The organism is Mojavia sp. (assembly GCF_059505145.1).
On the sequence record NZ_JCACKA010000074.1, the window covers coordinates 178,863 to 201,906 of the forward strand.

Annotated in this window: 18 protein-coding genes; 14 read left to right on the forward strand and 4 right to left on the reverse strand. The window is 41.1% G+C overall.

The window, feature by feature from the left end:
• Positions 1-218 precede the first annotated feature (218 nt).
• A complete protein-coding gene (locus AC5JL8_RS19830; RefSeq protein ID WP_495881393.1) occupies positions 219-1,541 on the reverse strand; it encodes an OmpP1/FadL family transporter in 1,323 nt (440 codons plus the stop codon).
• A gap of 607 nt (positions 1,542-2,148) precedes the next feature.
• Here AC5JL8_RS19830 and AC5JL8_RS19835 point away from each other — a divergent pair.
• The 3 genes from AC5JL8_RS19835 (at position 2,149) to AC5JL8_RS19845 (ending at position 4,774) form a co-directional block, all read left to right on the forward strand.
• The gene (locus AC5JL8_RS19835; protein ID WP_495881394.1) at positions 2,149-2,880 is read left to right on the forward strand and encodes a DUF8692 domain-containing protein; all 732 of its coding nucleotides are present in this window, start codon (positions 2,149-2,151) and stop codon (positions 2,878-2,880) included.
• A 257-nt stretch (positions 2,881-3,137) separates the two neighbouring features.
• Positions 3,138-3,812 (forward strand): alpha/beta hydrolase, encoded by a 675-nt coding sequence (locus AC5JL8_RS19840; protein WP_495881395.1) that lies wholly within the window; start codon positions 3,138-3,140, stop codon positions 3,810-3,812.
• An 80-nt stretch (positions 3,813-3,892) separates the two neighbouring features.
• Positions 3,893-4,774, forward strand: a complete 882-nt coding sequence (locus AC5JL8_RS19845) for an isocitrate lyase/PEP mutase family protein (RefSeq protein WP_495881396.1) — start codon at positions 3,893-3,895, stop codon at positions 4,772-4,774.
• Between the two features lie 32 nt (positions 4,775-4,806).
• On the opposite strand, the gene AC5JL8_RS19850 is transcribed toward AC5JL8_RS19845, so the two are convergent.
• Positions 4,807-4,941, reverse strand: a complete 135-nt coding sequence (locus AC5JL8_RS19850) for a hypothetical protein (protein WP_495881397.1) — start codon at positions 4,939-4,941, stop codon at positions 4,807-4,809.
• 9 nt (positions 4,942-4,950) lie between these two features.
• Positions 4,951-5,079 (reverse strand): hypothetical protein, encoded by a 129-nt coding sequence (locus tag AC5JL8_RS19855; RefSeq protein WP_495881398.1) that lies wholly within the window; start codon positions 5,077-5,079, stop codon positions 4,951-4,953.
• 272 nt (positions 5,080-5,351) lie between these two features.
• On the opposite strand from AC5JL8_RS19855, the gene AC5JL8_RS19860 reads away from it, so the two are divergent.
• From AC5JL8_RS19860 to AC5JL8_RS19885, 6 genes are all read left to right on the forward strand, one after another.
• A complete protein-coding gene (locus AC5JL8_RS19860; protein WP_495881399.1) occupies positions 5,352-6,743 on the forward strand; it encodes a S8 family peptidase in 1,392 nt (463 codons plus the stop codon).
• A 781-nt stretch (positions 6,744-7,524) separates the two neighbouring features.
• Positions 7,525-8,424, forward strand: a complete 900-nt coding sequence (locus AC5JL8_RS19865) for an alpha/beta hydrolase (protein ID WP_495881400.1) — start codon at positions 7,525-7,527, stop codon at positions 8,422-8,424.
• A 498-nt stretch (positions 8,425-8,922) separates the two neighbouring features.
• Positions 8,923-11,043, forward strand: coding sequence for an AMP-dependent synthetase/ligase (locus tag AC5JL8_RS19870; protein ID WP_495881401.1), 2,121 nt, complete (start codon positions 8,923-8,925; stop codon positions 11,041-11,043).
• Between the two features lie 51 nt (positions 11,044-11,094).
• Entirely contained in the window at positions 11,095-13,464 is a 2,370-nt protein-coding gene (locus AC5JL8_RS19875) for a 3-hydroxyacyl-CoA dehydrogenase/enoyl-CoA hydratase family protein (protein WP_495881402.1), read from the forward strand.
• A gap of 160 nt (positions 13,465-13,624) precedes the next feature.
• On the forward strand, positions 13,625-14,806 hold the full coding sequence (locus AC5JL8_RS19880; protein WP_495881403.1) for a thiolase family protein: 1,182 nt from the start codon (positions 13,625-13,627) through the stop codon (positions 14,804-14,806).
• 132 nt (positions 14,807-14,938) lie between these two features.
• Entirely contained in the window at positions 14,939-17,389 is a 2,451-nt protein-coding gene (locus tag AC5JL8_RS19885) for an acyl-CoA dehydrogenase (RefSeq protein ID WP_495881404.1), read from the forward strand.
• A gap of 59 nt (positions 17,390-17,448) precedes the next feature.
• Here the strand turns inward: AC5JL8_RS19885 and AC5JL8_RS19890 are convergent, their stop codons facing one another.
• A complete protein-coding gene (locus AC5JL8_RS19890) occupies positions 17,449-17,679 on the reverse strand; it encodes a hypothetical protein (RefSeq protein WP_495881405.1) in 231 nt (76 codons plus the stop codon).
• Positions 17,680-18,123: 444 nt separating this feature from the next.
• Between AC5JL8_RS19890 and AC5JL8_RS19895 the strand changes: the two genes are divergently transcribed.
• The 5 genes from AC5JL8_RS19895 to AC5JL8_RS19915 all read left to right on the forward strand — a co-directional run bounded on the left by AC5JL8_RS19895 (position 18,124) and on the right by AC5JL8_RS19915 (position 22,807).
• Positions 18,124-18,840, forward strand: a complete 717-nt coding sequence (locus tag AC5JL8_RS19895; RefSeq protein WP_495881406.1) for a biliverdin-producing heme oxygenase — start codon at positions 18,124-18,126, stop codon at positions 18,838-18,840.
• A 143-nt stretch (positions 18,841-18,983) separates the two neighbouring features.
• Positions 18,984-20,366: an oxygen-independent coproporphyrinogen III oxidase gene (hemN, locus tag AC5JL8_RS19900; protein WP_495881407.1), complete on the forward strand. Its 1,383-nt coding sequence runs from the start codon at positions 18,984-18,986 to the stop codon at positions 20,364-20,366.
• A gap of 490 nt (positions 20,367-20,856) precedes the next feature.
• Positions 20,857-21,129, forward strand: a complete 273-nt coding sequence (locus AC5JL8_RS19905; RefSeq protein WP_495881408.1) for a GlsB/YeaQ/YmgE family stress response membrane protein — start codon at positions 20,857-20,859, stop codon at positions 21,127-21,129.
• A 144-nt stretch (positions 21,130-21,273) separates the two neighbouring features.
• A complete protein-coding gene (locus AC5JL8_RS19910) occupies positions 21,274-21,969 on the forward strand; it encodes a manganese catalase family protein (RefSeq protein ID WP_495881409.1) in 696 nt (231 codons plus the stop codon).
• A gap of 109 nt (positions 21,970-22,078) precedes the next feature.
• Entirely contained in the window at positions 22,079-22,807 is a 729-nt protein-coding gene (locus AC5JL8_RS19915) for a DUF3891 family protein (protein ID WP_495881410.1), read from the forward strand.
• Positions 22,808-23,044: the final 237 nt, after the last annotated feature.

The window sequence follows — 23,044 nt, forward strand, 5'->3', positions numbered from 1 at the left end:
TTCAGAACTCGGAGTTTCGACCTTTTTGCTCGGTCGTTCGAGTTCAGAACTCGGAGTTTCGACCTTTTTGCTCGGTCGTTCGAGTTCAGAACTCGGAAATTTTAGTTATGAGCTTCAACTATGCACTTCAGAAGTACAATCACCGAGCTATTTTCTCTAAAGCTAGTTCTTGAGACTTAGGTTTGCAAGTTCTACGGAAGCTAGACAAATTTTTGAGGCTAAAATCGCCAGTTTACTTGTAAACCAAAGACATCAACTGCGCTTTCAAATTTCCCTGTGAGTGTACCTGCTGTGGTGCTTGATTGGTTAATCGAGCTATCGTCAGAGAAAACATGAAGATAACCAAAGTCTAAATCGAATGAATCGGAAGGTCGATAGGTAGCACCAAATCCAATCAAGGTGCGATCGCCTCCAGGTAGCCGTGGAGTATTATATTCATTGCTAATCGGACTAGGATCGTAACTAATACCAGTTCGCAGCGTTAATTGATCATTGACTGCGTAGTTTAAGCCAATACCTACGCGGTAAGTATCGTTCCAGTTCTCTGGTTGTACACTATCTGCTTGAGCTGGGTTGTCAAATCTCACTCGCAGTTCTTGAAAGCGGCTCCAGTGCGTCCAGGTAACATCACCGACAACTGATACACGCGGGTTAAGTTCGTGATAAACCGCAAGTGAGAGTGTATCAGGCAAGTTTAAAACAGCGCTAGCTCCCGTGTCTGTAAATTGCCCTCTGGCTGTAAGTATTCTCAGGTTGTCTGGTACGGTAAAATCTGCATTACCTCGGATATCTTGGGTAATGGGAGAACGGTAACTTAAACCAATTCGCGTGCTTTTGCTCGGTTCATACATCACCCCCAAGTTATAGCCTACACTCCAGTCAGAACCAGTGACTTTCACAAAGCCGTCTGCTTGTTGAGATTGGGTAGGTAAACCAACACTCCGCCCAATTAAACCAAAGTCGATGGCATTTGATAGTGTAGCCTCAGCATATTGAATATTCAGACCTGCGCCTACAGAAAAGTTATCACTTACCTTGGCGGCGATAGTGGGATTAATATTATAGGTGATGAGTTTAGATTCAACTGCGTGGTAACGCCCAACCCAGTCATTGTCATATTGGGTAGTTAGCCCATAAGGAACGTTAATGCCAATGCCTAGTTTAACGCGATCGGAAACACTCCAAGCAGCATAGAGGTTTGGCACAATAGCATCTACACCTGCATCACCGCCGTTACCACCTGTTAATGGTTGACCTGTTACTACCCTAGAACCTTGGTTCTGAAAACTAACATAAGGGAAAATTACGTAAGTACCCCCAACTACAGAAGTGTCTGGTAAGCGAGTTAAACCGGCAGGATTAAAGAAAATAGTGCTAGCATCATCAGCGCTAGCTGCACTCCCAGCAAAAGCATTTCCCAGAGTTTTGACACTTTGTTCATTAAGGGCAAATCCACCAGCCAATGCAAAGTTGGCTGTAGCGTTGACTATGAGTGCCATGAAGAGAGGCACTAGCGATAAGTTCACCTGTAATTTTTTCATATTATTTCAATTTGTGATTGATTGCGAACTTACAAATAGAGGCGATCGCTGATCCGATTATTAAGCAATTCAATATAATTAGGATTATTTTTTAACAACTTTTTGCGTATAACTACTGCATTCTTAGCCTTACCTCATCCAGACTGGAGGGTTGATCGAATTGCAGAGTTTGCCAACCACCTGGAGAGCCGCCTAGAGTAGAAAAGTATTGGTGATATTATGAGGCGATCGCTTGTTACCTCAATTTGAAAAATGATTGCGACCCATAGAGTAGCGTTACTACCTTGTCTATCATCACAGGGTTAGGTATTTTAAATCCCTATCAGGCCGATTGAATTTTTAATTTACGAAGTTACGATTATATTTAGTGTTACTGCCTAGCTTATAATAAAACAAATCTTAAAGAGGCAAAAAATGTTATTTTTACTACTCAATATTCCTGATACAGAGAACTAATACCATTTCACGAAATGCCTGATACAAATGATTGCTTTTTAATTCTTTCCCCCTGCCCCCTGCTGCCTATTTGTATCAATCTTAAAGTGAAACAGTATAAACAGGCTGAGAGTTTTGCGTTTAATGTAAAGAATATTACTAAAAGTTTTATATGTCGCAGCCATCTACCCGTGTTGTAGAGTTACCAATTCATATCTCTGCTAAAACAATTACACAACGTTTGATTATTATAATCTTATGTCTCACGCTAACAGGTGCTGTGAGTGCCTATTTCTGGGTAATAGAGTTTCCTTTTCCAAGTTCAAAATGGTTTTACAAACTCTTTAGCCTGGATGAAGAGTTAAATATTCCTGCTTGGTATTCATCGTTTTTACTATTATTCTCTTCGGGTTTGTTAGCAGTAATTACTTCAATTAAAAAAACAGATAAATATTATATTTATTGGAGAAATTTATCTTTACTGTTTTTATTTTTTAGCCTAGATGAAGCATTCAGCTTTCACGAAATTTTGATTATTCCATCATTAAGAAAATTCTTAAATTTACATCCTATATTTTTTCAAACTTGGGTGATTTTTGGCATTCCTTTAGTAATATTTTTTGCATTTAAATACTTCAATTTTTTACGACATCTACCTAACAAAACTCAATATTTATTTTTGCTCGCTGCAACTGTCTATATAAGTGGAACTCTGGGTATGGAAATGGTAGGAGGGATTTTAAGAGAAGTTTTTGGTCGGCTCGGCCTAATAACAGCTATTGGTATAGTTATTGAAGAGGTGCTGGAAATGATAGGAATTGTAATTTTTATTTATACACTGTTAGCTTACTTGAGCAGTTTGAAAGAAACTATTAATCTAAAAATTTCTATAGTTGAAAAGTAAGTTAAGAAACTATTTAGAAAGTAAATGCTAAATTTGTAGGACGTGTTGCGCTTTAACGCATTATTCATCAAAAGTGCGACTTGTAGCAACCTAAAGGCTAAATGCTATTAGCCCGTGGATAGAGGCTATTGCTGATTACTGCATAGAAACTAGATTTAATATGAGTTTAATCAGAAGGGTTTTCTAAAGAAAGAAACGGCAAAATATCCTTTCTAACCCCCGTTCCCCATTCCCCTCTTAATATTGTGGAGGATGTTGTGCAGCCTATATATGATGAATCATTTGAGATGATAGTCCAGGATGTTGAAATCGAACCTCAGCGGGAAGAATATCATCCAGTCAAACTAATCACGAGTCGGGGTTCAATTCATTGTCGCTACTATTCCGTGCAAGATGCTGAAAAAGCGGTGATTTGGGTAGGAGGTGTTGGTGGTGGATGGGATACACCTGCACGTGGACTTTACCCTTTGCTGTGCGAGCATCTTAGAACTGAGGCGATCGCTTCTTTGAGAGTGCGCTACCGCAACCCAACACAATTAGAAGAATCAATTCTGGATGTTCTTGCAGGTATTACTTATTTGCAAGATGAAGGTATCGAATCTCTAGCCTTAGTTGGTCACTCTTTTGGGGGTGCGGTAGTTATCCAAGCAGCTGCTCAATCTCCAGATGTCCATACAGTCGTCACCCTTGCGACTCAAGCCTATGGTACAGATCCTGTTCCAGAACTAGCCACACAATGCTCGCTTCTGCTACTGCATGGCATCGCTGATGAAGTATTACCACCTGAGTGTTCACAACGTGTTTATCAGCTAGCCCTAGAACCCAAACATCTAATTCTTTATCCTAATGCCCATCATGGTTTAGATGAAGTAGCCGATGAAGTTTACCCAACAGTCCGGGATTGGATTATTCAGCAGTTAAACCGTTCTTGAATCCATTTACTGATGGAATCCGATTCAAGGTGAGCAAACTCGCTGTATCCTCAGATAGGGGTATTTTTGCAAATTGCTTTATGTCTGCTGGACAAAAATTACGACAGTTATTAGCACGTCCTGAAATTATTGTGATTCCTGGTGTCTATGACTGTCTGAGTGCCAAGTTGGTTGAACAGTCAGGTTTTGAAGTGGCGGCTACTAGTGGCTTTGGTATTGCCGCTTCGACGCTGGGTTTACCAGACTACGGTTTTCTCACGGCTACGGAAATGCTCTACAGCGTAGGGCGGATTGCTCAGTCAATTAATATTCCTCTAATTGCCGATTTGGATACTGGCTACGGCAACGCTTTGAATGTGATCCGCACTGTTAAGGATGCCGTGCAGTTGGGTTTAGCTGGAGTGCTGTTGGAAGATCAGGAATGGCCAAAAAAGTGCGGTCACTTTGAAGGAAAGCGAGTTATCCCAGTTGCAGAACACGCCGGGAAAATTCGAGCAGCAGTAGAGGCGCGTGGTGACAGTGGTTTAGTAATTATTGCTCGTACTGATGCCCGTGCCCCTCTAGGTTTAGAGGAAGCGATCGCCCGTGGTCAAGCTTACATTGCAGCCGGGGCAGATGTACTGTTTGTAGAAGCCCCCCAGTCTGTAGCAGAATTAAAAGCGATCGCCTCAGCTTTCCCAAATGTGCCACTGGTAGCCAATATCGTTGAAGGTGGTAAAACTCCCGAAATTTCTACCTCTGAGTTACAACAGTTGGGTTTTAAAATTGTGTTTTTCCCTCTCACTGCCCTGTTTGCTGCCACACAGGTAATGGCAACTTGTTTACGTCACTTAAAAGAACAGGGAACCACAGCGAATTTTCCAGACTTAGTTAGCTTTCAAGATTTTCAAGACCTCATGGGCGTTCCTAAATATTTGCAGATGGAACGGGAGTTTGCTGCCCAAGATGACATTCACAAATGACTTAGTAAAGCTGCCTTGGCGGGCTACTACATTTATGTAAGGAAAAAGCAGAAATCAGCTACCTCAGACCAATACTTTAGGGCGATCGCACGAAGCGCAGTACCGGAGGCGATCGCAAAAGTTTTCGGTCTAAAGAGAATTGGTGTAAGTGGAGGAAAAACTCTCATACCAATTCTTTAAAAGCCAGCTACAAATAATTCTTCTCTGCTCACACCAGTCGCCTCAACGGTAGGCAGCCTTTGCGATCGCCTTGAATGAACTTCCCTAAGTAAGTTACGCATTTTTGTTTTTTTAAACAGTTTCATTAATTACACTTAAATAAATAAATCAATTATTAATTTTATGTACTGTTTTTGCAGCTTAATTTAAATATTCAGTATTTTTACGGTTAGATGCCAGATATTAGGATAACTATAATGCTCTGAATAAATTGGCAAAAAACGCTTTTTTCTTGAGCAATCAAAGAATATCGCGCAAATGCTAGCTTTTTGGTTGTTGTTAACGAAATTGACATACTTTTAGTTGGCATCTAACCATACATACTGGTAACTTTTATCAATCTCGGAAAAAACCTTAAATGAAAAAAACGTTTCTAGGGCTTTTTGTCTTAACTCTTTTTGGATTTGCTAGCTTACCGTCACTTGGGCAAGAGCAAAACAATAGTAAAAGTGTCTCTCCAAACAATACAAATTCAGTACCAGGAGAGCTATTAGTACAGTTCAAGAAAGAAGCCACTGCTGATGATAAAGCTCGTGCTTATGGACGAATTAAAGCGAAACACTTAGAGAAACTTGCTTCATCTGATAAGCATTCTGGTGGTCGTGGTGACTTAGTTTTAGTGAAACACCAAAACGATTTGCCTCCTCAAGCAGCAGCTCAGAAATTGATGGATGATCCTGCCGTTGAATTTGTGGAACCGAATTGGATCTACACTCATAACGCCACATCAAACGATCCGTACTATCTAAATGGTCAACAGTGGGGAGCGTACAGTAATGACTCTCCAACATCTATCGGCCCAAGCTTGACAACCAACCAGTACGGTAGTCAAGCAGAGAAGGCTTGGTCTACAGGAAATACAGGTAGTTCCACCGTTTATATCGGTGTCATTGACGAAGGAATGCAAGTGGAACACCCAGATTTAAAGCCTAATGTGTGGAAGAATCCTTATGATCCGGTAGACGGCATCGACAATGATGGGAATGGTTATGTTGATGACACAAATGGTTGGGACTTTGATGGTGGTAACAACACTGTCTATGATGGCGTTCAAGATGACCATGGCACTCATGTAGCCGGAACTATTGGTGCTGTGGGTGGTAATGGAATAGGTGTTGCAGGTGTGGCTTGGAATGTGAAGCTGATTTCAGTTAAATTTTTGGGAAAATACGGTGGCACAACGGCTAAAGCAATTAAAGCGATTGACTACATCACCGACCTCAAGACTCGCCATGGACTGAATATTGCCGCAACCAATAACTCGTGGGGTGGCGGCGGCTATTCTCTAGCCCTAAAAAATGCTATTGAACGGGCTAACGCTGCCAATATTCTATTTGTAGCAGCAGCTGGAAATGGCGGTTCTGATGGAGTCGGTGACAATAATGATCTCAGTCCCTACTATCCATCTGGTTATAGCAACGCAAACATCATTTCTGTAGCAGCAATTTCTAAAACTGGAACCAAGGCAAGTTTCTCAAATTACGGTGCAACGTCTGTAGATATTGGCGCACCTGGTGTAGGCATTGTCTCAACATTACCAGGTACAAATAACTCCTCAGTCTATGGAACTGGAAATGGTACATCAATGGCTACGCCCCATGTCGCTGGTGCGGTTGCGCTTTATGCAGCCTCACATCCGAGTGCGAATGCAGCGCAAATTAAGAATGCCATCTTGTCCAGTGCTATTCCAACTACTTCACTAGCAGGGCTAACAGTGACTGGTGGACGCCTTAACGCTTCTTCTTTCTAGCCAACCCTCTAATGGATTTCTGACAGTTGAGGGTGTGGAATATAAATTCTAAATAGTCCTCTTCTGTCACTCTATAAAAAAATTTTTAGTGGCAGTTATATTGGTGTGGTGTAGCTTAAGCTTATCTTGCAGCCTAAAGTCATCAAGATGCTAAGGCGCTATTTTAGGTTAACAATTAAATTATCCAAAATCTTAAATCATTGCTGCCTCGATCTATTCAATAAATCGCCCAACGCCCACTGTTAAAATTACTACGTAACACTAGATAATGCTGTTATTGCTGAGTCAGTCACTGTCTTGTAGCTTGAGAGGCTAATTTTAGTAATTTCTTGCTAATTTATACTTAATATAGTAGTAGTATTTTTTACTTAAGCTCAAATGTTTAGTTATTGTTGAGCTTATACGCAGAATTGAATAAAATTAATACAATATAAAAAGATGCACGGCGGCTTCTAAAAACTAAGTCTTTATACCTAAAATCTCTTTCAATCAATTGGTGTCAAGCCCTCAAAACGCAAATCGTTGGTATCAGCATTTTTGCTTAGGTTAAATTTATTCTTATGGTATTGACAAACACCAAAAATTAGATACAAAGGGTGAAAGATCACATCTACTAAGGGTAAAGTTTTAACTAGGTAACTAAGGATTATTTGTCTTGTTTTGTAGCTAGCATCTTAGCGCTCACTACATAATTACAAAAACTAATCATAGTAACCACAAGCAAAATCTCCAATTGCGTGCTGAGGACTAAATTGTAGAACTACGCATGTGGAGTTACAGTATGGCACACATCGAAGGCACCTTCACCGGAGCAGGAGGGCTTAACCTTTATTATCAAAGCTGGCAGCCAGAGGGAGAATCACGGGCAATTGTTGCCATAGTACACGGGCTAGGAGCGCATAGTGGCTTATTTAGCAATGCTGTGCAGTATTTGCTTCCCTTAGGCTATGTTATCTACGCTTTTGACCTGCGGGGGCATGGGCGATCGCCCGGACAACGCGGGCATATCAATTCCTGGGCAGAGTTACGAGAAGATTTGTATACCTTTTTGACACGCATTCAGGAACGAGGCCCAGGTTGTGCCTGTTTTTTATGGGGCCACAGCCTGGGAGCAGTAATAGCAGTAGATTATGCCTTGCGCTTTCCGCAAAGTTTGCAAGGACTTATCTTGACAGCACCAGCTTTGGGAAAAGTTAAGCTTCCTGTTCTAAAAGTTGCACTGGGGCGAATGCTTTCACAAGTATGGCCAAACTTCAGCCTCAAGGTTGGGATTGAAAAAAATGCAGGTTCACGCAATCCAAAAGTCATTGCCACGCCAGATCCATTGCGCCATGACTATGGCAGCGCACGACTTGCCGCAGAATTTTTTGCTACTAGCAAATGGGTTCAAAACCATGCTTCTGATTTACAAGTTCCTTTATTAATTCTGCATGGTAGTTATGACCAGGTAACACCTCCAGAAGGCAGTTTAGCCTTTTTTCACAAAGTAACTTTCCCTGACAAGGAACGTTATGAGTATGAGGGGGACTATCATGACTTTCACCAGGATATTAATTACCAAAAAGTACTTGTAGATTTGCAGAATTGGCTCGAAAAGCATTTGGCAGGAGAAATTGGTCTTCAGCCGACAATCTGCCAGATTAAAATCCCCACTTTGCAAAGTGAGTTGTCTAGTCTTTAGCTGCGTTTCTTTGCGAAAAAGATACAAACCTTGTCTTTGATCCCAGCTATGAACTACATTATTATTAGTACAGAATAAATAGATTTAAGGCGCTTAGACTAAGTAAGGTCTAATTCTTAAATAAAAATTAATTCTGTATTTAATAGATACCAAATGAAAGGAGATATTTGGTAGCATTAGGAGCTTAGGTATTAGAAGTCGGCATCTTAAAATATTACCTAGTCTTGCTTATAGCTTTGCTAAAGCATCTTTAGATAATAAGTTATTCAACACAGACCTATAGCTTCCTAAATTCATAGTAAAAGAAGCTAAAAGACTGAAATTCAAAGGATTGGTGACTGAAACTTAGAGACTGGGTGCTGGGAAGTGGTAAATTTTGGATTTCCAAATTTGGAAGCTTCCCGAATACCCAATATTCATATCAGTTATTGGTTAACATTAATAATTAATAACTGATAACTATTAACGAGGTGAAGAGTTTAAGACTCTTCCAGAAAAATGTTGTCGTCAAACAAGATATATAGAGCGCCTGCCAACTCTGGAGAAGTGATTTTGGGGCGTACTTTACCTTCCTTATTAGATGAAGCTTGCTCCCGCTCTCCCAACTCCCAAGCTTTAAATCAATATACAGAAACAGGTTGGCAACCTTTATCTAATCAAGAATTTCGCAATACTGCGGCAGAATTGGCATTAGGATTGCTGAATCTGCAATTAGAAACAGGCGATCGCATTGCTCTGTTAATGCACAGCGATGTCAATTTTTGCATTGCTGACATGGGTTCTTTACTGGCAGGTCTAGTAAATGTACCGATTGATTTAAGCCAAACAATTGAACACATTATTTTCATTTTGCAGCACACAGAAGCAAAAGTGCTGATTATTGCTGATTTAGATTTGTTTGCTCAAATCATTCCTTACCTGAAAAACTTATCTCATCTCCAGACAGTAATAGTTGCTGATGTTCCTAATGATTGGCATGAAAGGCGACAACAAATAATCTGTCAACATAATGTTGAAAATGGCACAACACTAAAAGATGAGGATAATCAACTTCCTGACTATCTATGTTTGTGTCTACCAAAATTCCTCTTATCAAAACAAAATGAACAATCAGTTATAGACATTTTCCAGTGTATTCAAGTCTTTTCATTAGAGGAAATCCGCTTACAGGGACGGACTGAAAATCTTGCAGATCGGTTACAACAACTCACATCCAAACTAGTAGCAACTGACCTCGCTACTATTATTTATATTCCTGGGATTACTGGGGAACCTCAAGGAGTGATGCTAACTCATGAGAATCTCTCTGCCAACGCCTTGGCAATGTTTACAGGAATCCCCGATTTAAAATTTGGCACACAGGAGGTAGTGCTTACATTCCTACCACTGACACACGTTTTTTCTAGAGTATTTTTTTACGGCCATCTCAACTATGGGCATAGCATTTATTTCAGTAATTCTAACCGAGTCCTGAAACACCTTAAAGAAGTCAAACCTACAATATTTGCTACCGTTCCTTTATTGCTGGAAAAAGTTTACGGCAAGCTTTTAGAGGAAGAAGGGAAAAACCAGACACGGGGAAATTTACCGCGTCGATTTTCTCTACACCTATCTCAATCTATAATGATTTGGGCATTAAAAATAGCCCAAAAATATGAATTGGGAAAAACATCACGAGGTAAATATACCTTAATGTTGATGTTAGCTAATAGGTTAGTCTTTTCAAAATGGCGTTCTGTTTTTGGGGGTAAGGTAAAATACCTAATTAGCGGTGGTGCAGCCTTAAAATCAGAAATAGTCAATTTATTTGCTGCTGCAAGAATAACCATTTTGCAAGGATATGGTTTAACCGAAACGAGTTCAGGATTAGCTTGCAATCGTAGTAAATTCAACCGTGCAGGAACAGTAGGTTTACCCATTGCTGGAGTAGAAATTGCTATTGCAGAGGATGGGGAAATTCTTACTAAAAGTCCTTACATTACTCAAGGCTACTACAAAAACCCAGCAGCGACTCAGCAACTAATTGATAGTGAAGGTTGGTTACATACAGGCGACTTGGGAGAATTTACAACTGATGGGTTTCTCAAAATTACTGGTTTGAAGAAAAGCCGATTTAAGCTTTCTACAGGTAAGTATGTAACATCGCAACCAATAGAAAGCAAGCTGAAAAAATCTCCTTTGGTAGCCCACGCTGTTACTGTTGGTGCTGAATGTAAATTCTGTGCTATGCTGATTTTTCCTCATTTAGAGAACTTACGTCAGCAGGCTTTATCAATAGGAATTGATTTACCGATTGAAGCCTTACTACAGCATCCTTGTATTGTTGCTTTGTATCAAGCCTTGGTCGATGAAGCTAATTGCCATTTGCCTCATTGGTCAACGGTAAAACGATTCCAGCTAATTAATGCCAACCTCACTGTTGAGAATGGAATGTTGACATCAACTCAGGAGGTAAATCGAGCAACAATTGTTGAAGTGTTTGCTCAAGAGATTGCTGCAATATATGAAGAAAAAGGGCTACAAAGACGCGGCAAAGCCAAAATAGAAAAGATAGATGATTTATGCCCTTTTATTCCAGCAGTTTCATGTCCGGCATACGCTCAATCTCTAAATTCATAACAATTATTCAACCAAAATCGTAAATCAAAATTCAAAAAGGAAGGGTGGAGTATGTTTAAGCCGTTCCAAACAGCCGCAGTTTTGGGTGCAGGGGTAATGGGAACTCAAATTGCTGCACATCTAGCTAACGCTGGACTTACAGTTCATTTATTGGATATTGCGGCCAAGGGCGACAATAAAAATGATGTAGTAGAAACAGCATTTAAAAAAGCTCTCAAGCAGTCTCCACCAATTTTATTTACAGAAAAAACAGCCCGTCGCATCATTTTGGGCAATTTTGATGAGCATTTTCATCGTATTGCTGATGTTGATTGGGTAATCGAAGTTGTGGTGGAAAATTTGGCTATCAAGCAAGATTTGATGGCGCGGGTAGAAAATACTATTCGTGATGATGCTGTAGTGTCTACTAATACTAGTGGTCTACCTATCAATGAAATTGCTCAAGGGCGTTCTGAGTCTTTTCGGAAGCGGTTTTTAGGTACTCACTTTTTTAATCCTCCACGCTACCTTAAATTACTAGAGTTAATTCCTACTCCAGATACAGACTCACAGATTCTCGAAAGAGTGCAATGGTTTGGCAGGATACACCTTGGTAAAGGCGTAGTAGTAGCTAAGGACACACCAAACTTTATTGCCAACCGCATAGGTATGTATGCAACCATGCTTGGTTTAAGAGGCGTTACTGAGCAAGGTTACACAATTGAAGAAATTGATACACTAACAGGAGTAATTGCCGGCAGACCGAAATCAGCAACATTTCGCACTGCTGATTTAGTGGGGCTAGATACATTAATGTATGTGGCACAAAACCTTTACCCAGCCATTCCTCACGATGAAAGCCGAGAAGCCTTGCGAGTGCCTCAATTAATGAAGAAACTCGTAGAAACAGGAACGCTAGGAGCAAAAACAGGACAAGGATTTTATAAGAAGCAAGGTAAAGAAATTCTCTCAATTAATCCTACAACACTCGCTTATGAAGCAGCGAAGCCACTTGATTTAGGGAATATTGAGACAATTGGGAAAATTAGTGATTTAGGCGATCGCCTGCGCGCACTTTATCATGATACTGGTCGTGCAGGTGCATTCTTTTGCAAATCAACCTTAGAAATCCTGAGCTACAGTGCCCGTCGCATTCCTGAAATTGCTGACAGACCGGCAGATATTGACCGGGCTATTCGCTGGGGTTTTGGCTGGGAAATTGGCCCGTTTGAAATCTGGGATGTGCTTGGCTTTGAGACTGTCTTAGCAGACATGAAAGCTGCTGGTATGTCTGTGCCAGAGTGGGTAGAAAAGATGCATGATAATGGCGTGCAAAGTTTCTATCAAAAAGACAGACTATCTTGGGCTGAACAAAAAGTAGTTGATGCCTGTGCCGTGTGCGTAGCCGAACAACCAAAAGTCCCAACAGATGAAATTCAGATAGCAAAAATCAAAGAAGATGCCAAAAATATCTTGTGGCAAAACTCAGAAGCTTCTTTGTTGGACATAGGGGATGGAGTAGTTTTGTATGAGTTTCATTCCAAAGGCCATACCCTAACTTTAAAAGTCGTAGAAGGTTTAGCTGCGGTATTAGACCTGATTGAAAACGGTGAATACCGAGGATTGGTCATTGGTAACGACAGTGCAAACTTCTCTGGTGGCGCAAATTTGGCAGAAATGGCCATGCTAGCGCAGACAGACAATGGTAAAGGCATTGCCGATTTAATCGTCAAGTTCCAAGCATTACTGCAACGTATTAAATATTTCCCTAAACCAATTGTCGCGGCAATTGTCGGGCGGGTTTTAGGTGGAGGTTGTGAATTAGTCTTAGCTTGTCCCCATGTAGTAGCAGCCGCAGAAACTTACATCGGACTGGTAGAACTCAGCGTCGGTTTAATTCCTGGGGCTGGCGGCATTATGCGGATGGTAACCTGGGCAGATGACAAAGCCGCCAGCGAATCACCACAAGATATTCTACCCTTCCTGCGGAAAGTGTTTGAAACTATTGGCATGGCTAAAGTTTCCAGTAGCGCCCACGAAGGGCAAGAATTAGGTTTCCTTTCACCGACAACCAAGATTGTGATGAATGCTGACCGACTTTTAGCTGTGGCGAAAGAGGAAGTCCTATGTCTAGACCACATCGGTTATTTTCCACCACCACAACGGAACGCCATCATGGTGCTAGGTCGTCCGGCCCGTGCCATGCTAGAACACGCCGCCTACGTCATGCAACAAGGTGGTTTCATTTCCGAATACGACAGTTATTTAGCTAGTCGCTTGGCTTACGTAATGACCGGTGGAGAATTGACTGCGCCTGCTTTAGTTGATGAGGACTACTTATCGAAATTGGAAAGAGAGTCGTTTTTACCACTGTTACAGCAACCGAAAACCCAAGAACGGTTTGCTTATACGTTAAAAACCAAAAAGCCTCTGAGAAACTAACGCGAAAACTCTTTTAATCCCTCTTACCTTTGTGTCCTTCGCGTCCTTCGTGGTTCGTTCTAAATTTTGTTAACGAACCGCAAAGGCGCAAAGGACGCGAAGGAAGAGAAGAAAGAGAATTATCTTTTTTGCCTTATTTATCAATAGGTGGGAGTTATTTATGAAAGATGCCTATATAGTCAGTAGCGTTCGCACACCTGTAGGAAAAGCGCCACGAGGTACGCTACATAATATGCGCCCGGATGATATGGGTGCAGTTGTAGTTAAAGCAGCAATTGAGAAAGTTAAAGACTTAGAACCTGTATACATTGATGATGTAATTATGGGTTGTGCTTTTCCAGAAGCAGAACAGGGGTTTAATATCGGGCGGTTAATTGCCCAGCGTGCAGGTTTACCTGATTCTGTTGCAGGTGAAACTGTGAACCGCTTTTGTGCTTCGGGACTGCAAACGATCGCAATGGCAACCCAAGCAATTATGGCTGGACACGCCGAAGTCATTGTGGCGGGTGGTGCAGAATCTATGAGTTTGATTCCGATGGGAGGACATTATTTAGCTCCCAACCCAGGCATGATGATCGATACGCCCAAAGCTTACTGCACAATGGGCATGACAGCCGAAAACGTCATGCAGCAATACGAAATTTCTCGCCAAGAACAGGATGCTTTTGCCTTGCGTTCCCACGAAAAAGCTTTAGCGGCAATTAGGCAAGGTCGGTTTGCAGAAGAAACTGTACCAATTACAGTGCAAGAAACACTTTATATTGATGGCAAACCGCAACCGATAGAAAAGGTGTTAGAGGTGGATGAAGGGCCGCGTGCTGATACCAGTATGGAAGCCTTGAGGAAATTGCAACCTGTATTTCGTGTTGGTGGTGGTGTGACAGCGGGTAACTCATCGCAAATGTCAGACGGTGCAGCTGCAACAGTGGTAATGAGCGATCGCATGATGCGTATGCTCGATGTCCGTCCTATGGGCAAGATGTTGGGCTATGCAGTGGCGGGTGTCGCACCGGAAGTTATGGGTATCGGCCCGGTGGAAGCTATCCCTAAAGTCTTAAAACAAGTCGGTTTGACCATAAACGACATTGGGTTAATCGAACTCAACGAAGCTTTTGCTGCTCAAAGTTTGGCTGTAATTCGTAAACTCGGACTCAACGAGGAAATTGTCAATGTTAACGGTGGTGCGATCGCCCTTGGTCATCCCCTCGGTTGTACTGGTGCGAAACTCACAGCTACCCTCTTCCACGAAATGAAACGGCGTAGTGTCCGTTATGGTTTAGTGACGATGTGTGTAGGCGGTGGAATGGGCGCAGCGGCGGTGTACGAGAATTTGATGATTTAGTTTTCTTTTTTAAACGCAGAGGTTAGCGCAAAGTCACGCAGAGTGTTTATGAGGAAAATTCGCTCTTGTATTTGTTTAACTCTTACTCTCTGCGCCTCTGCGTAAAATTTTTCTAATTTTGGGGTAAAACTAATGAACCTTCTCCAGCCAACCATAGTTATTCCCACACTAATTTTTCTACTACTATTACTTGGTTATATTGGCGTTCCGTTGTGGGTTTGGTCACTTTATTTCGCAGCATTACTAGTAACTGTTCATGCGCCTACTTGGATTTGGGTAATTTTTGGCGCGATCGCTCTCATATTAAATGTCCCAATTCTGCGGCAAACTATCATCACATCACCCTTAATTAAAGCTATTAAAGCCTTTAATTTATTACCAAAAATATCTGATACCGAACGCGCAGCCATTGAAGCCGGAAATGTTTGGGTAGATGGAGAGTTTTTCTCTGGTAAACCAAACTTCCAAAGAATTAATCAGGAACCATATCCTCTAGTCACACCAGAACTGCAAGCATTTTTAGATGGGCCAGTGGAACAAGTTTGTCGGATGGTGAGTGATTGGGAAATTTATCGCCGCAAAGATTTACCACCAGAAGTTTGGGATTATTTAAAACAAGAGCGCTTTTTGGGGATGATGATTCCTCAAGAGTATGGTGGCTTGGGATTTTCTAACTTCGCCTACAGCAATGTGATGACTAAGTTGGCATCGCGTTCTTTTACCCACGTTGCTACTGTTGGCGTAACAAATTCACTAGGCCCAGCAAAATTATTACTACGCTACGGTACACAAGAACAGAAAAATTATTACTTACCGCGCCTCGCACGAGGTGAAGAAATTCCTTGTTTTGCGCTGACAGAACCAACTGCGGGGTCAGATGCAGCCAGTATCAAGTCTGAAGGAACAGTGTTTAGAGGCGATGATGGCAAGCTTTATCTGCGGTTGAATTGGAAGAAGCGATATATTACTTTAGCTGCGATCGCAACTTTGTTAGGCTTGGCGTTCAAACTGCGCGACCCAGAAAACTACTTAGGTAAAGGTAAAGAACTTGGCATTACTTGCGTTTTAATTCCTACCAATACACCCGGCGTGAGCATGGGGAGACGACATGACCCTATGGGCGTGCCTTTCTACAATTCCCCCACGGAAGGACATAACGTTATTATTTCCGTTGACCAAATTATTGGCGGTGTGGAACAGGCTGGTAATGGTTGGAAAATGCTGATGCAAAGTCTAGCCGCAGGCCGTGGAATTAGCTTCCCGGCTAGCTGTACCGGAGTGGCAAAGTTAGTAGCGAGAGTTACAAGCGCTCATGCTGTAGTGAGGCAGCAGTTTGGTTTGTCGATTGGTCGCTTTGAAGGTGTAGAAGAACCTCTAGCAAGAATTGCTGGTCTTACCTACCTGATGGAAGCCGCGCGAACTTATACCTGCGGTGCAGTAGATCAAGGAGAACAACCTGCGGTAATTTCTGCGATCGCCAAGTATAGTTTGACAGAACTCTCCCGCAAAATTATTAACGACGGCATGGACATTATGGGCGGTGCGGGAATTTGTCGCGGCCCCAGAAATTTATTAGCAAATATTTATACAGCCACTCCAATTTCTATTACGGTCGAAGGTGCAAATATTCTCACCCGCACCTTAATGATATTTGGACAAGGAGCGATTCGCTGTCATCCTTATGTTTATGCGGAAATTACAGCCCTGCATCAATCTGATGTCGCTGCTTTTGATCAAGCTTTTTGGCACCATTTAGGGTTGACGGTGCGTAATACGTTCCGAGCCAAAATTCTGAATATTACCCGTGGATATGTGGCTTCATCTCCAGTCCCAGGTGCAACAGCCAAATACTACCGCAAACTGGAGTGGGCTTCTGCTACCTTCGCTTTACTGACTGATATTGCCATGTTCTCCTTCGGTGGGACTTTGAAGCGACGAGAGAAACTGACAGGAAGGTTTGCCGATATTCTCACTTGGATGTACTTAGCAACTGCAACCTTGCGACGCTTTGAAGCCGAAGGGCGAAAACCTGAAGACTTACCTTTTGTTCACTGGGCAATGCAATATGCTTTTGCTCAGATGCAGGAAGCTTTTGAGGGTATTTTCCAAAATTTATCTGTGCCAGTTCTAGGGACATTATTCGCTGGGCCTATAAGCTGGTGGTGGCGATTAAATCCAATTGGTTCCCTACCTACTGATAAACTTGGTAGCAAAGTTGCCCATGAGTTACAAACTCCCGGACAAATACGCGATCGCCTCACCGCAGGTATTCATATTCCTAGCACGAGCGATGAAGCATTGGGACGCTTGGAAAAAGCTTTCATGTTGTTATCTAAAGCTGAACCACTACTTAAAACTATCAAAAATGCTAGCCATGCAGGGAAACTACCACAGCAAAAACCTGACGTACTAATTTCAGCAGCCCTCAAAGCCGGGGTGATTAGCGAAAAAGATGTTGAGCTTATCTGTGAAGCGGAGTTCGCTCGTAATGATGCGATTCAAGTAGATTCGTTTACCTTGGAAGAGTATATGCAAGGTACTCAAAGCTTTGTAGATAAGGTAATGGCTCAGACTGTTGGATAAGCTTATCTTACTTCGTGTCCTTTGCGTCCTTTGCGGTTCGTTTATTCATAATATTTACCTCACGCAAAGGCGCAAAGAAAATTATCGAATTGTTTCTCTAGATAACTCCGCATTAATAGGTTTGACAAGGTAAATCCGTAACATATACCAGATGATGGCGATGATGACTGGTAATTTTTGGCAGAACTTGAGAAACTTGGGGCGATCGCTTCTAAAAATGTTTCCTGCACAGGTGCTTTAACACTTGGCTTCAGTATCTGAGGCTCTGGGTTTTCAACTGACTTCACCATGAGAGTCCTTTTATTTTTTAATCTTTAAATAGCTATATAATAATTAAATTCTGCAAACGAATGTCCCTAAACGCTTTGTGCCTCCACACACAGAAAAAGATAAATAAATGTTAATAACTTTATAGTTATACAAATATAAATAGTTAAATGATTTTGGGAGAAATAACAAGGACAGGTCACAGATCAGGAAGGACGTATCAAGGGTATCGGGCTGAGTCAATAATTCTTTTCGGACTTCCCTAGCCTCTCTTCCCTAGCCCCTGGCTCCTGAAGTTGCACACCCAGTCTCTACAGATAATATGCGTAAGTCCTGAGTGGTATTTGCTGGATTGCCTGATGCAGACCCACTCTAACTCCAGAATAACAATCTTGACTGTCAACTAGCAGGCATCCTGAGTCGGTGGCTGTCTAGAAACCTGACGCTTGAATATGAAGGAAGCAAAAATGAGTAGTAATCTGGCCGTCAAACTCCGCTCTGGAACTCAACAAGCTCACACAGCAGCGGAAAATGTAGGCTTTATGAAATGTTTTTTGAAAGGAGTTGTAGATAAAGACTGCTTCGCCAAATTTTTAGGTAACTTATATTTTGTCTACAGTGAACTCGAAGCAGCTATAGCAACTCATGTAAATCATCCTGTGATTGGTGCTGTCTACTTCCCAGAGCTGAATCGCCAAGCTTCTTTAGAGAAAGATATGGTGTTTTACTATGGGAAGGAATGGAAAGCGCAAATTACACCCTCAACCACCGCCCAAACCTACATCGCCCATATTCAGGAACTTGCAGCTACAGAACCTGCCTTGCTACTAGGTCACGCTTATACCCGTTACATGGGTGACCTCTCCGGTGGTCAGATGTTGCAAAAAATTGCCCAGTCAGCCTTGAAATTTTCTGGTTACGAAGGCACGAACTTTTATAATTTTGAACAAATTCCTGATAAAAAAGCATTTAAAGACAAATACCGTCAGGCATTAGATGCACTAGCTATCGATGATACAACTGCCGACAAAATTGTAGCCGAAGCTAACAATGCCTTTTATTTGAATATGCAAATGGTGCAAGAGCTAGAAGAAAGTTTAATCAAAGCGATCGGTCAAGTTCTGTTTAATAGCCTGACTCGCTCTCCAAACTCCGGTAGTACTGAAGTGGCTAAAGCTCAGTAATTTTCTTCAAATCAAGCTGTTGAGTTTGAGACAAAAACATCATCACTTATATTGGCAATTTGTTAGGTGTTAAACCGAACAAATTGCCGCTTCTACTATCTCTATCTATTCAACCAATCGCTAGAAATTACTCGGAGATTTTGATGGTTTATTTATTACCTGGGGTCAAATTTGATTTGGATATGATCCAAAAATATGATGCGCCTGCACCGAGATACACCAGTTATCCACCTGCGACTGAGTTAAGCGAAGCATTTACCGCAACTGATTTTCAAGCTGCGATCGCTGCCTCAAATCAACGAAAAACTCCTCTATCTTTGTATTTTCACATTCCTTTTTGCCAAAGCGCTTGCTACTTCTGCGGCTGTAACACGGTAATTTCTAACAACAAGAATATTGCCAAACCTTACTTGGAACATTTGGTTAAAGAGATTGAACATACCGCAGCTTTCATCGATACAGATCGCCCAGTTCTGCAAATTCATTGGGGGGGTGGTACACCTAACTATTTAGAGCGTGACCAAGTAGAATTATTATGGAACAACATTACTAAACGCTTCACTATTGATCCACAAGCAGAAATCTCAATTGAGATAAATCCTCGATATGTAGATAGAAATTACATTTTATTTCTGAGAAAGCTTGGATTTAATCGCATTAGTTTTGGTATTCAAGATTTTAACCGCCAAGTTCAAGTTGCTGTCAATCGTGTCCAACCGGAAGAAATGCTGTTTGATGTCATGAGTTGGATCAAAGAAGCCCAATTTGAAAGTGTGAATGTAGACCTCATTTATGGTCTACCTTATCAAACACGCCAGACTTTTCGGGAGACGGTACAAAAGACTATTGAATTAAATCCCGACCGGATTGTTGTATTTAACTTTGCTTATGTACCTTGGCTCAAACCTGCACAAAAAAATATTCCTCAGGATGCTTTACCTGCTCCACAGGAAAAGTTAGAAATTCTCAAAATGACGATTGAGGAGTTGACAAATAACCAATATCTATTTATTGGTATGGATCACTTTGCCAAATCTAATGATGAACTGGCGATCGCTCAACTTAATGGCACTCTAAAGCGTAACTTCCAAGGCTACACTACCCATGCGGAAACAGAACTCTTCGGTTTTGGGTCAACATCCATTAGTATGTTAGAAGATGCTTATGCCCAAAACCATAAGCAATTAAAAGATTACTATCAGGCAGTTACATTAGGTATTTTGCCGATTACTAAAGGCATCAAACTAACTCAAAATGATATTATCAGGCGGGAAGTGATTATGTGCATTATGTCTCACTTTCAACTGCATAAACAAGAGATTGAAGCCAAATATCACATCAGCTTTGATGACTATTTCTCTCATGAACTAGAAATGTTAAAACCTCTAGAAGCTGATGGACTTGTCAGTTTATCAACAAACCACATCAAAATTACAGACATTGGCAGATTACTGGTAAGAAATATTGCCGTTATTTTTGATACTCATATAAGAACTCAAGAAAAACAATTCTCTCGCGCAATTTGAGTTCGGTGTCCTGTAAATCTTACCTAAAATAAAGTGCTAGTCAGTCAAACTTAAGCGTTTAACATTATACAAGTTAATAGCTGTGTAGTGTTAAATGCTTATTAATAATAAGTTTCTATAGCTATTTATCAGAGCAATGTTTTTATAAACACATCACCAATAAGGCTGATTTAGGATTATTACTAAAGATAGGACTAAATTCAATATGTTTATACTTGATTATATATCTCTAGCAGGAATGAATAATTAAATCTCATTTAATGTGCTAAATTTACTAATTATTTTGTACTAAATTTGCTTATATTTTTGTATTTATAAGTTTTATTAGACATAAATTATTTCAGATATCTGAATACTAATATCAACTCTTTAAACACTGTATCTACCTTTTGGAGCTACAATTTATCTCATTTGATAGAAATAATTATATGTATATTTTTGATAAATTGAAACCAAATCAAAGCAAATTTTTGATTTCTGAGGAAACGATATGAACATTATTGCTTGGGTAGTATTAGGTCTCATTGCTGGTGCGATCGCTAAAGCTATTTATCCGGGTTCTCAAGGCGGTGGCATTCTTTCAACAATTATTCTAGGTATTGTCGGTGCATTCGTTGGTGGAAGTTTGTTTACATTATTCCAAACTGGAACCTTGCAACTTACTGCTGCTGGTTTAAGTATTCCTGGTTTATTTATTGCTGTAATTGGTGCGCTTGTTGCTATATACCTATGGGGACTTCTGAGCAGAAGCAGGAGTGTGTAGTTGAAATAGGCGACTAAAAAATAAATCAGAATAATTGGTAATTCTTGCGATTGGCAAGTTTTCGTTGCAGCTAGTGAAAACTTCTGAGAATTACCGAAACAATTCATTCATTTGTCACATCATTATTTCTGGAAGCACAAGGGTATGTTTTATCATAAAAAAGAACCAATTCATGTAGTCGATGTTGCTGAAGCTAACCCTCGGTATGCTCAGTTGCTCCTAGAGCAGTTTGGTGGAGCTACAGGAGAACTGTCGGCAGCACTACAATATTGGGTACAATCTTTTCATGTCGAGAATGCTGGCATTCGAGATATGCTCCAAGACATTGCGATCGAGGAATTTAGCCATCTAGAAATGGTGGGCAAACTCATCGAAGCTCATACAAAAAATGTCGATCAAACAGAAGCTTATAAAAGCACTTTGTTTGCTGTACGCGGTATGGGGCCTCACTTTCTAGATAGTCAAGGTAATGCTTGGACTGCAAGCTACTTGAATGAAGGTGGAGATGTAGTACGTGATTTGAGAGCTAACATTGCGGCTGAAGCTGGAGCGCGTCAGACTTACGAAGAGTTAATTAAGCTAGCAACTGATGAAGGAACTAAAAAGACTTTGGTTCATCTTTTAACCAGAGAAATTTCTCATACTCAGATGTTTATGAAAGCTCTGGATTCGTTAGGTAAGCTGACTGATCCAATGTTTGGTAATATTCAGCCTGACGAAACTGTTGCTCTTTACTACAACCTATCTAGCGATGGTAACGGTCACGATGAGCGTGGCCCTTGGAATTCTGAGCCAACATTTAAATACATTGCCAACCCACTGCTAGAAAAGAACTCTTAATTAACTTTATTAGCAGATTTATATGAGCCAGTTAGAAGTTAATTCCCTGGCTCATTTTTGAGGCTAAAACTCCTCTGAAACTCACAATTTAGACTATGGAGATTAACTGGTGATTGTCAATGCCACACAAAATGGTTGGGAAGTAATTTATCACCGTACACATGCTTTGTTAGCAGCTCAACTAGCAGGACAGTGGCGGCGCAAAAATGCCCCGGAACGTTTATACGAAACGCTAGCCGCAATTTCCCACCATGATGATTTAGAGAAAGAGTGGGAAGAGGACAATCTGACTGAGGGGGGTGCGCCAATGGATTTCACCCTGAGCCAAGAAACTTCTGTCGAGAAACTGGCTAATCTAGCAAAAAATGCCCGCTATCGGGGGCGGTGGGTATCTCTGTTAATTTCCAAACATATCAGTCGTTTGAATGAGTGCAAACGCGGCCAGTCTTCAGAAATGGATAAATTTCTTGATGAGCAACTGGAAAATCAGGAACGTTGGCGCAAGGAATTGGGTATTAGCAAGGAAGATGTAGATGCTGCTTATGCATTTATGCAATGGTGCGATCGCTTGTCTCTCATCCTTTGCCAACAAGAACTGCCTGCTGATGAGCGATTTTTAGAAATCAGCAAAGGGCCTGATGGGCAACGTTATGACATTATGCAACGCAGTGATGGCTTAATTACTGTCGAACCCTGGCCTTTTGAGGATGATAAGTTTACGGTCAACGTTGACGCGTGTGACTTGTCTCAAGTCAAATTTAAAAGCAGTGCTGAACTAACTCAGGCACTCCAAAAAGCTCCTATCAAGGTGCTGGAGTGGACATTTGTGAAGAGTTAGCCTAATTTCCCTATATTCAACAAAAAACGCCCAGGAGTGTTGCCGTGTTTCCACCCCAGGCGTTTTTTGTTTTTAACTTGCTCCTCACACACAAATAGAATATACCACTCGCTTTTAGAAAACGCAAGTAATTTAAATAATATTTTAAGAATTTACAAAGTATAAAACTTACAGTAATTTTCGGATACATAAACCATACTTAGAGGCGGACATCTGCCCGCCCTTACAAAAGATTGT

Excerpts from the sequence above, each read along its gene's own strand:
- AC5JL8_RS19830 (WP_495881393.1), bottom strand. The coding sequence starts at position 1,541 with ATGAAAAAATTACAGGTGAACTTATCGCTAGTGCCTCTCTTCATGGCA.
- AC5JL8_RS19860 (WP_495881399.1), top strand. The coding sequence starts at position 5,352 with ATGAAAAAAACGTTTCTAGGGCTTTTTGTCTTAACTCTTTTTGGATTT.
- AC5JL8_RS19910 (WP_495881409.1), top strand. The coding sequence starts at position 21,274 with ATGTTTTATCATAAAAAAGAACCAATTCATGTAGTCGATGTTGCTGAA.
- AC5JL8_RS19865 (WP_495881400.1), top strand. The coding sequence starts at position 7,525 with ATGGCACACATCGAAGGCACCTTCACCGGAGCAGGAGGGCTTAACCTT.
- AC5JL8_RS19885 (WP_495881404.1), top strand. The coding sequence starts at position 14,939 with ATGAACCTTCTCCAGCCAACCATAGTTATTCCCACACTAATTTTTCTA.
- AC5JL8_RS19850 (WP_495881397.1), bottom strand. The coding sequence starts at position 4,941 with ATGAGAGTTTTTCCTCCACTTACACCAATTCTCTTTAGACCGAAAACT.
- AC5JL8_RS19845 (WP_495881396.1), top strand. The coding sequence starts at position 3,893 with ATGTCTGCTGGACAAAAATTACGACAGTTATTAGCACGTCCTGAAATT.
- AC5JL8_RS19905 (WP_495881408.1), top strand. The coding sequence starts at position 20,857 with ATGAACATTATTGCTTGGGTAGTATTAGGTCTCATTGCTGGTGCGATC.
- hemN (WP_495881407.1), top strand. The coding sequence starts at position 18,984 with ATGGTTTATTTATTACCTGGGGTCAAATTTGATTTGGATATGATCCAA.
- AC5JL8_RS19875 (WP_495881402.1), top strand. The coding sequence starts at position 11,095 with ATGTTTAAGCCGTTCCAAACAGCCGCAGTTTTGGGTGCAGGGGTAATG.
- AC5JL8_RS19835 (WP_495881394.1), top strand. The coding sequence starts at position 2,149 with ATGTCGCAGCCATCTACCCGTGTTGTAGAGTTACCAATTCATATCTCT.
- AC5JL8_RS19890 (WP_495881405.1), bottom strand. The coding sequence starts at position 17,679 with ATGGTGAAGTCAGTTGAAAACCCAGAGCCTCAGATACTGAAGCCAAGT.
- AC5JL8_RS19880 (WP_495881403.1), top strand. The coding sequence starts at position 13,625 with ATGAAAGATGCCTATATAGTCAGTAGCGTTCGCACACCTGTAGGAAAA.
- AC5JL8_RS19855 (WP_495881398.1), bottom strand. The coding sequence starts at position 5,079 with ATGAAACTGTTTAAAAAAACAAAAATGCGTAACTTACTTAGGGAAGTT.
- AC5JL8_RS19895 (WP_495881406.1), top strand. The coding sequence starts at position 18,124 with ATGAGTAGTAATCTGGCCGTCAAACTCCGCTCTGGAACTCAACAAGCT.
- AC5JL8_RS19870 (WP_495881401.1), top strand. The coding sequence starts at position 8,923 with ATGTTGTCGTCAAACAAGATATATAGAGCGCCTGCCAACTCTGGAGAA.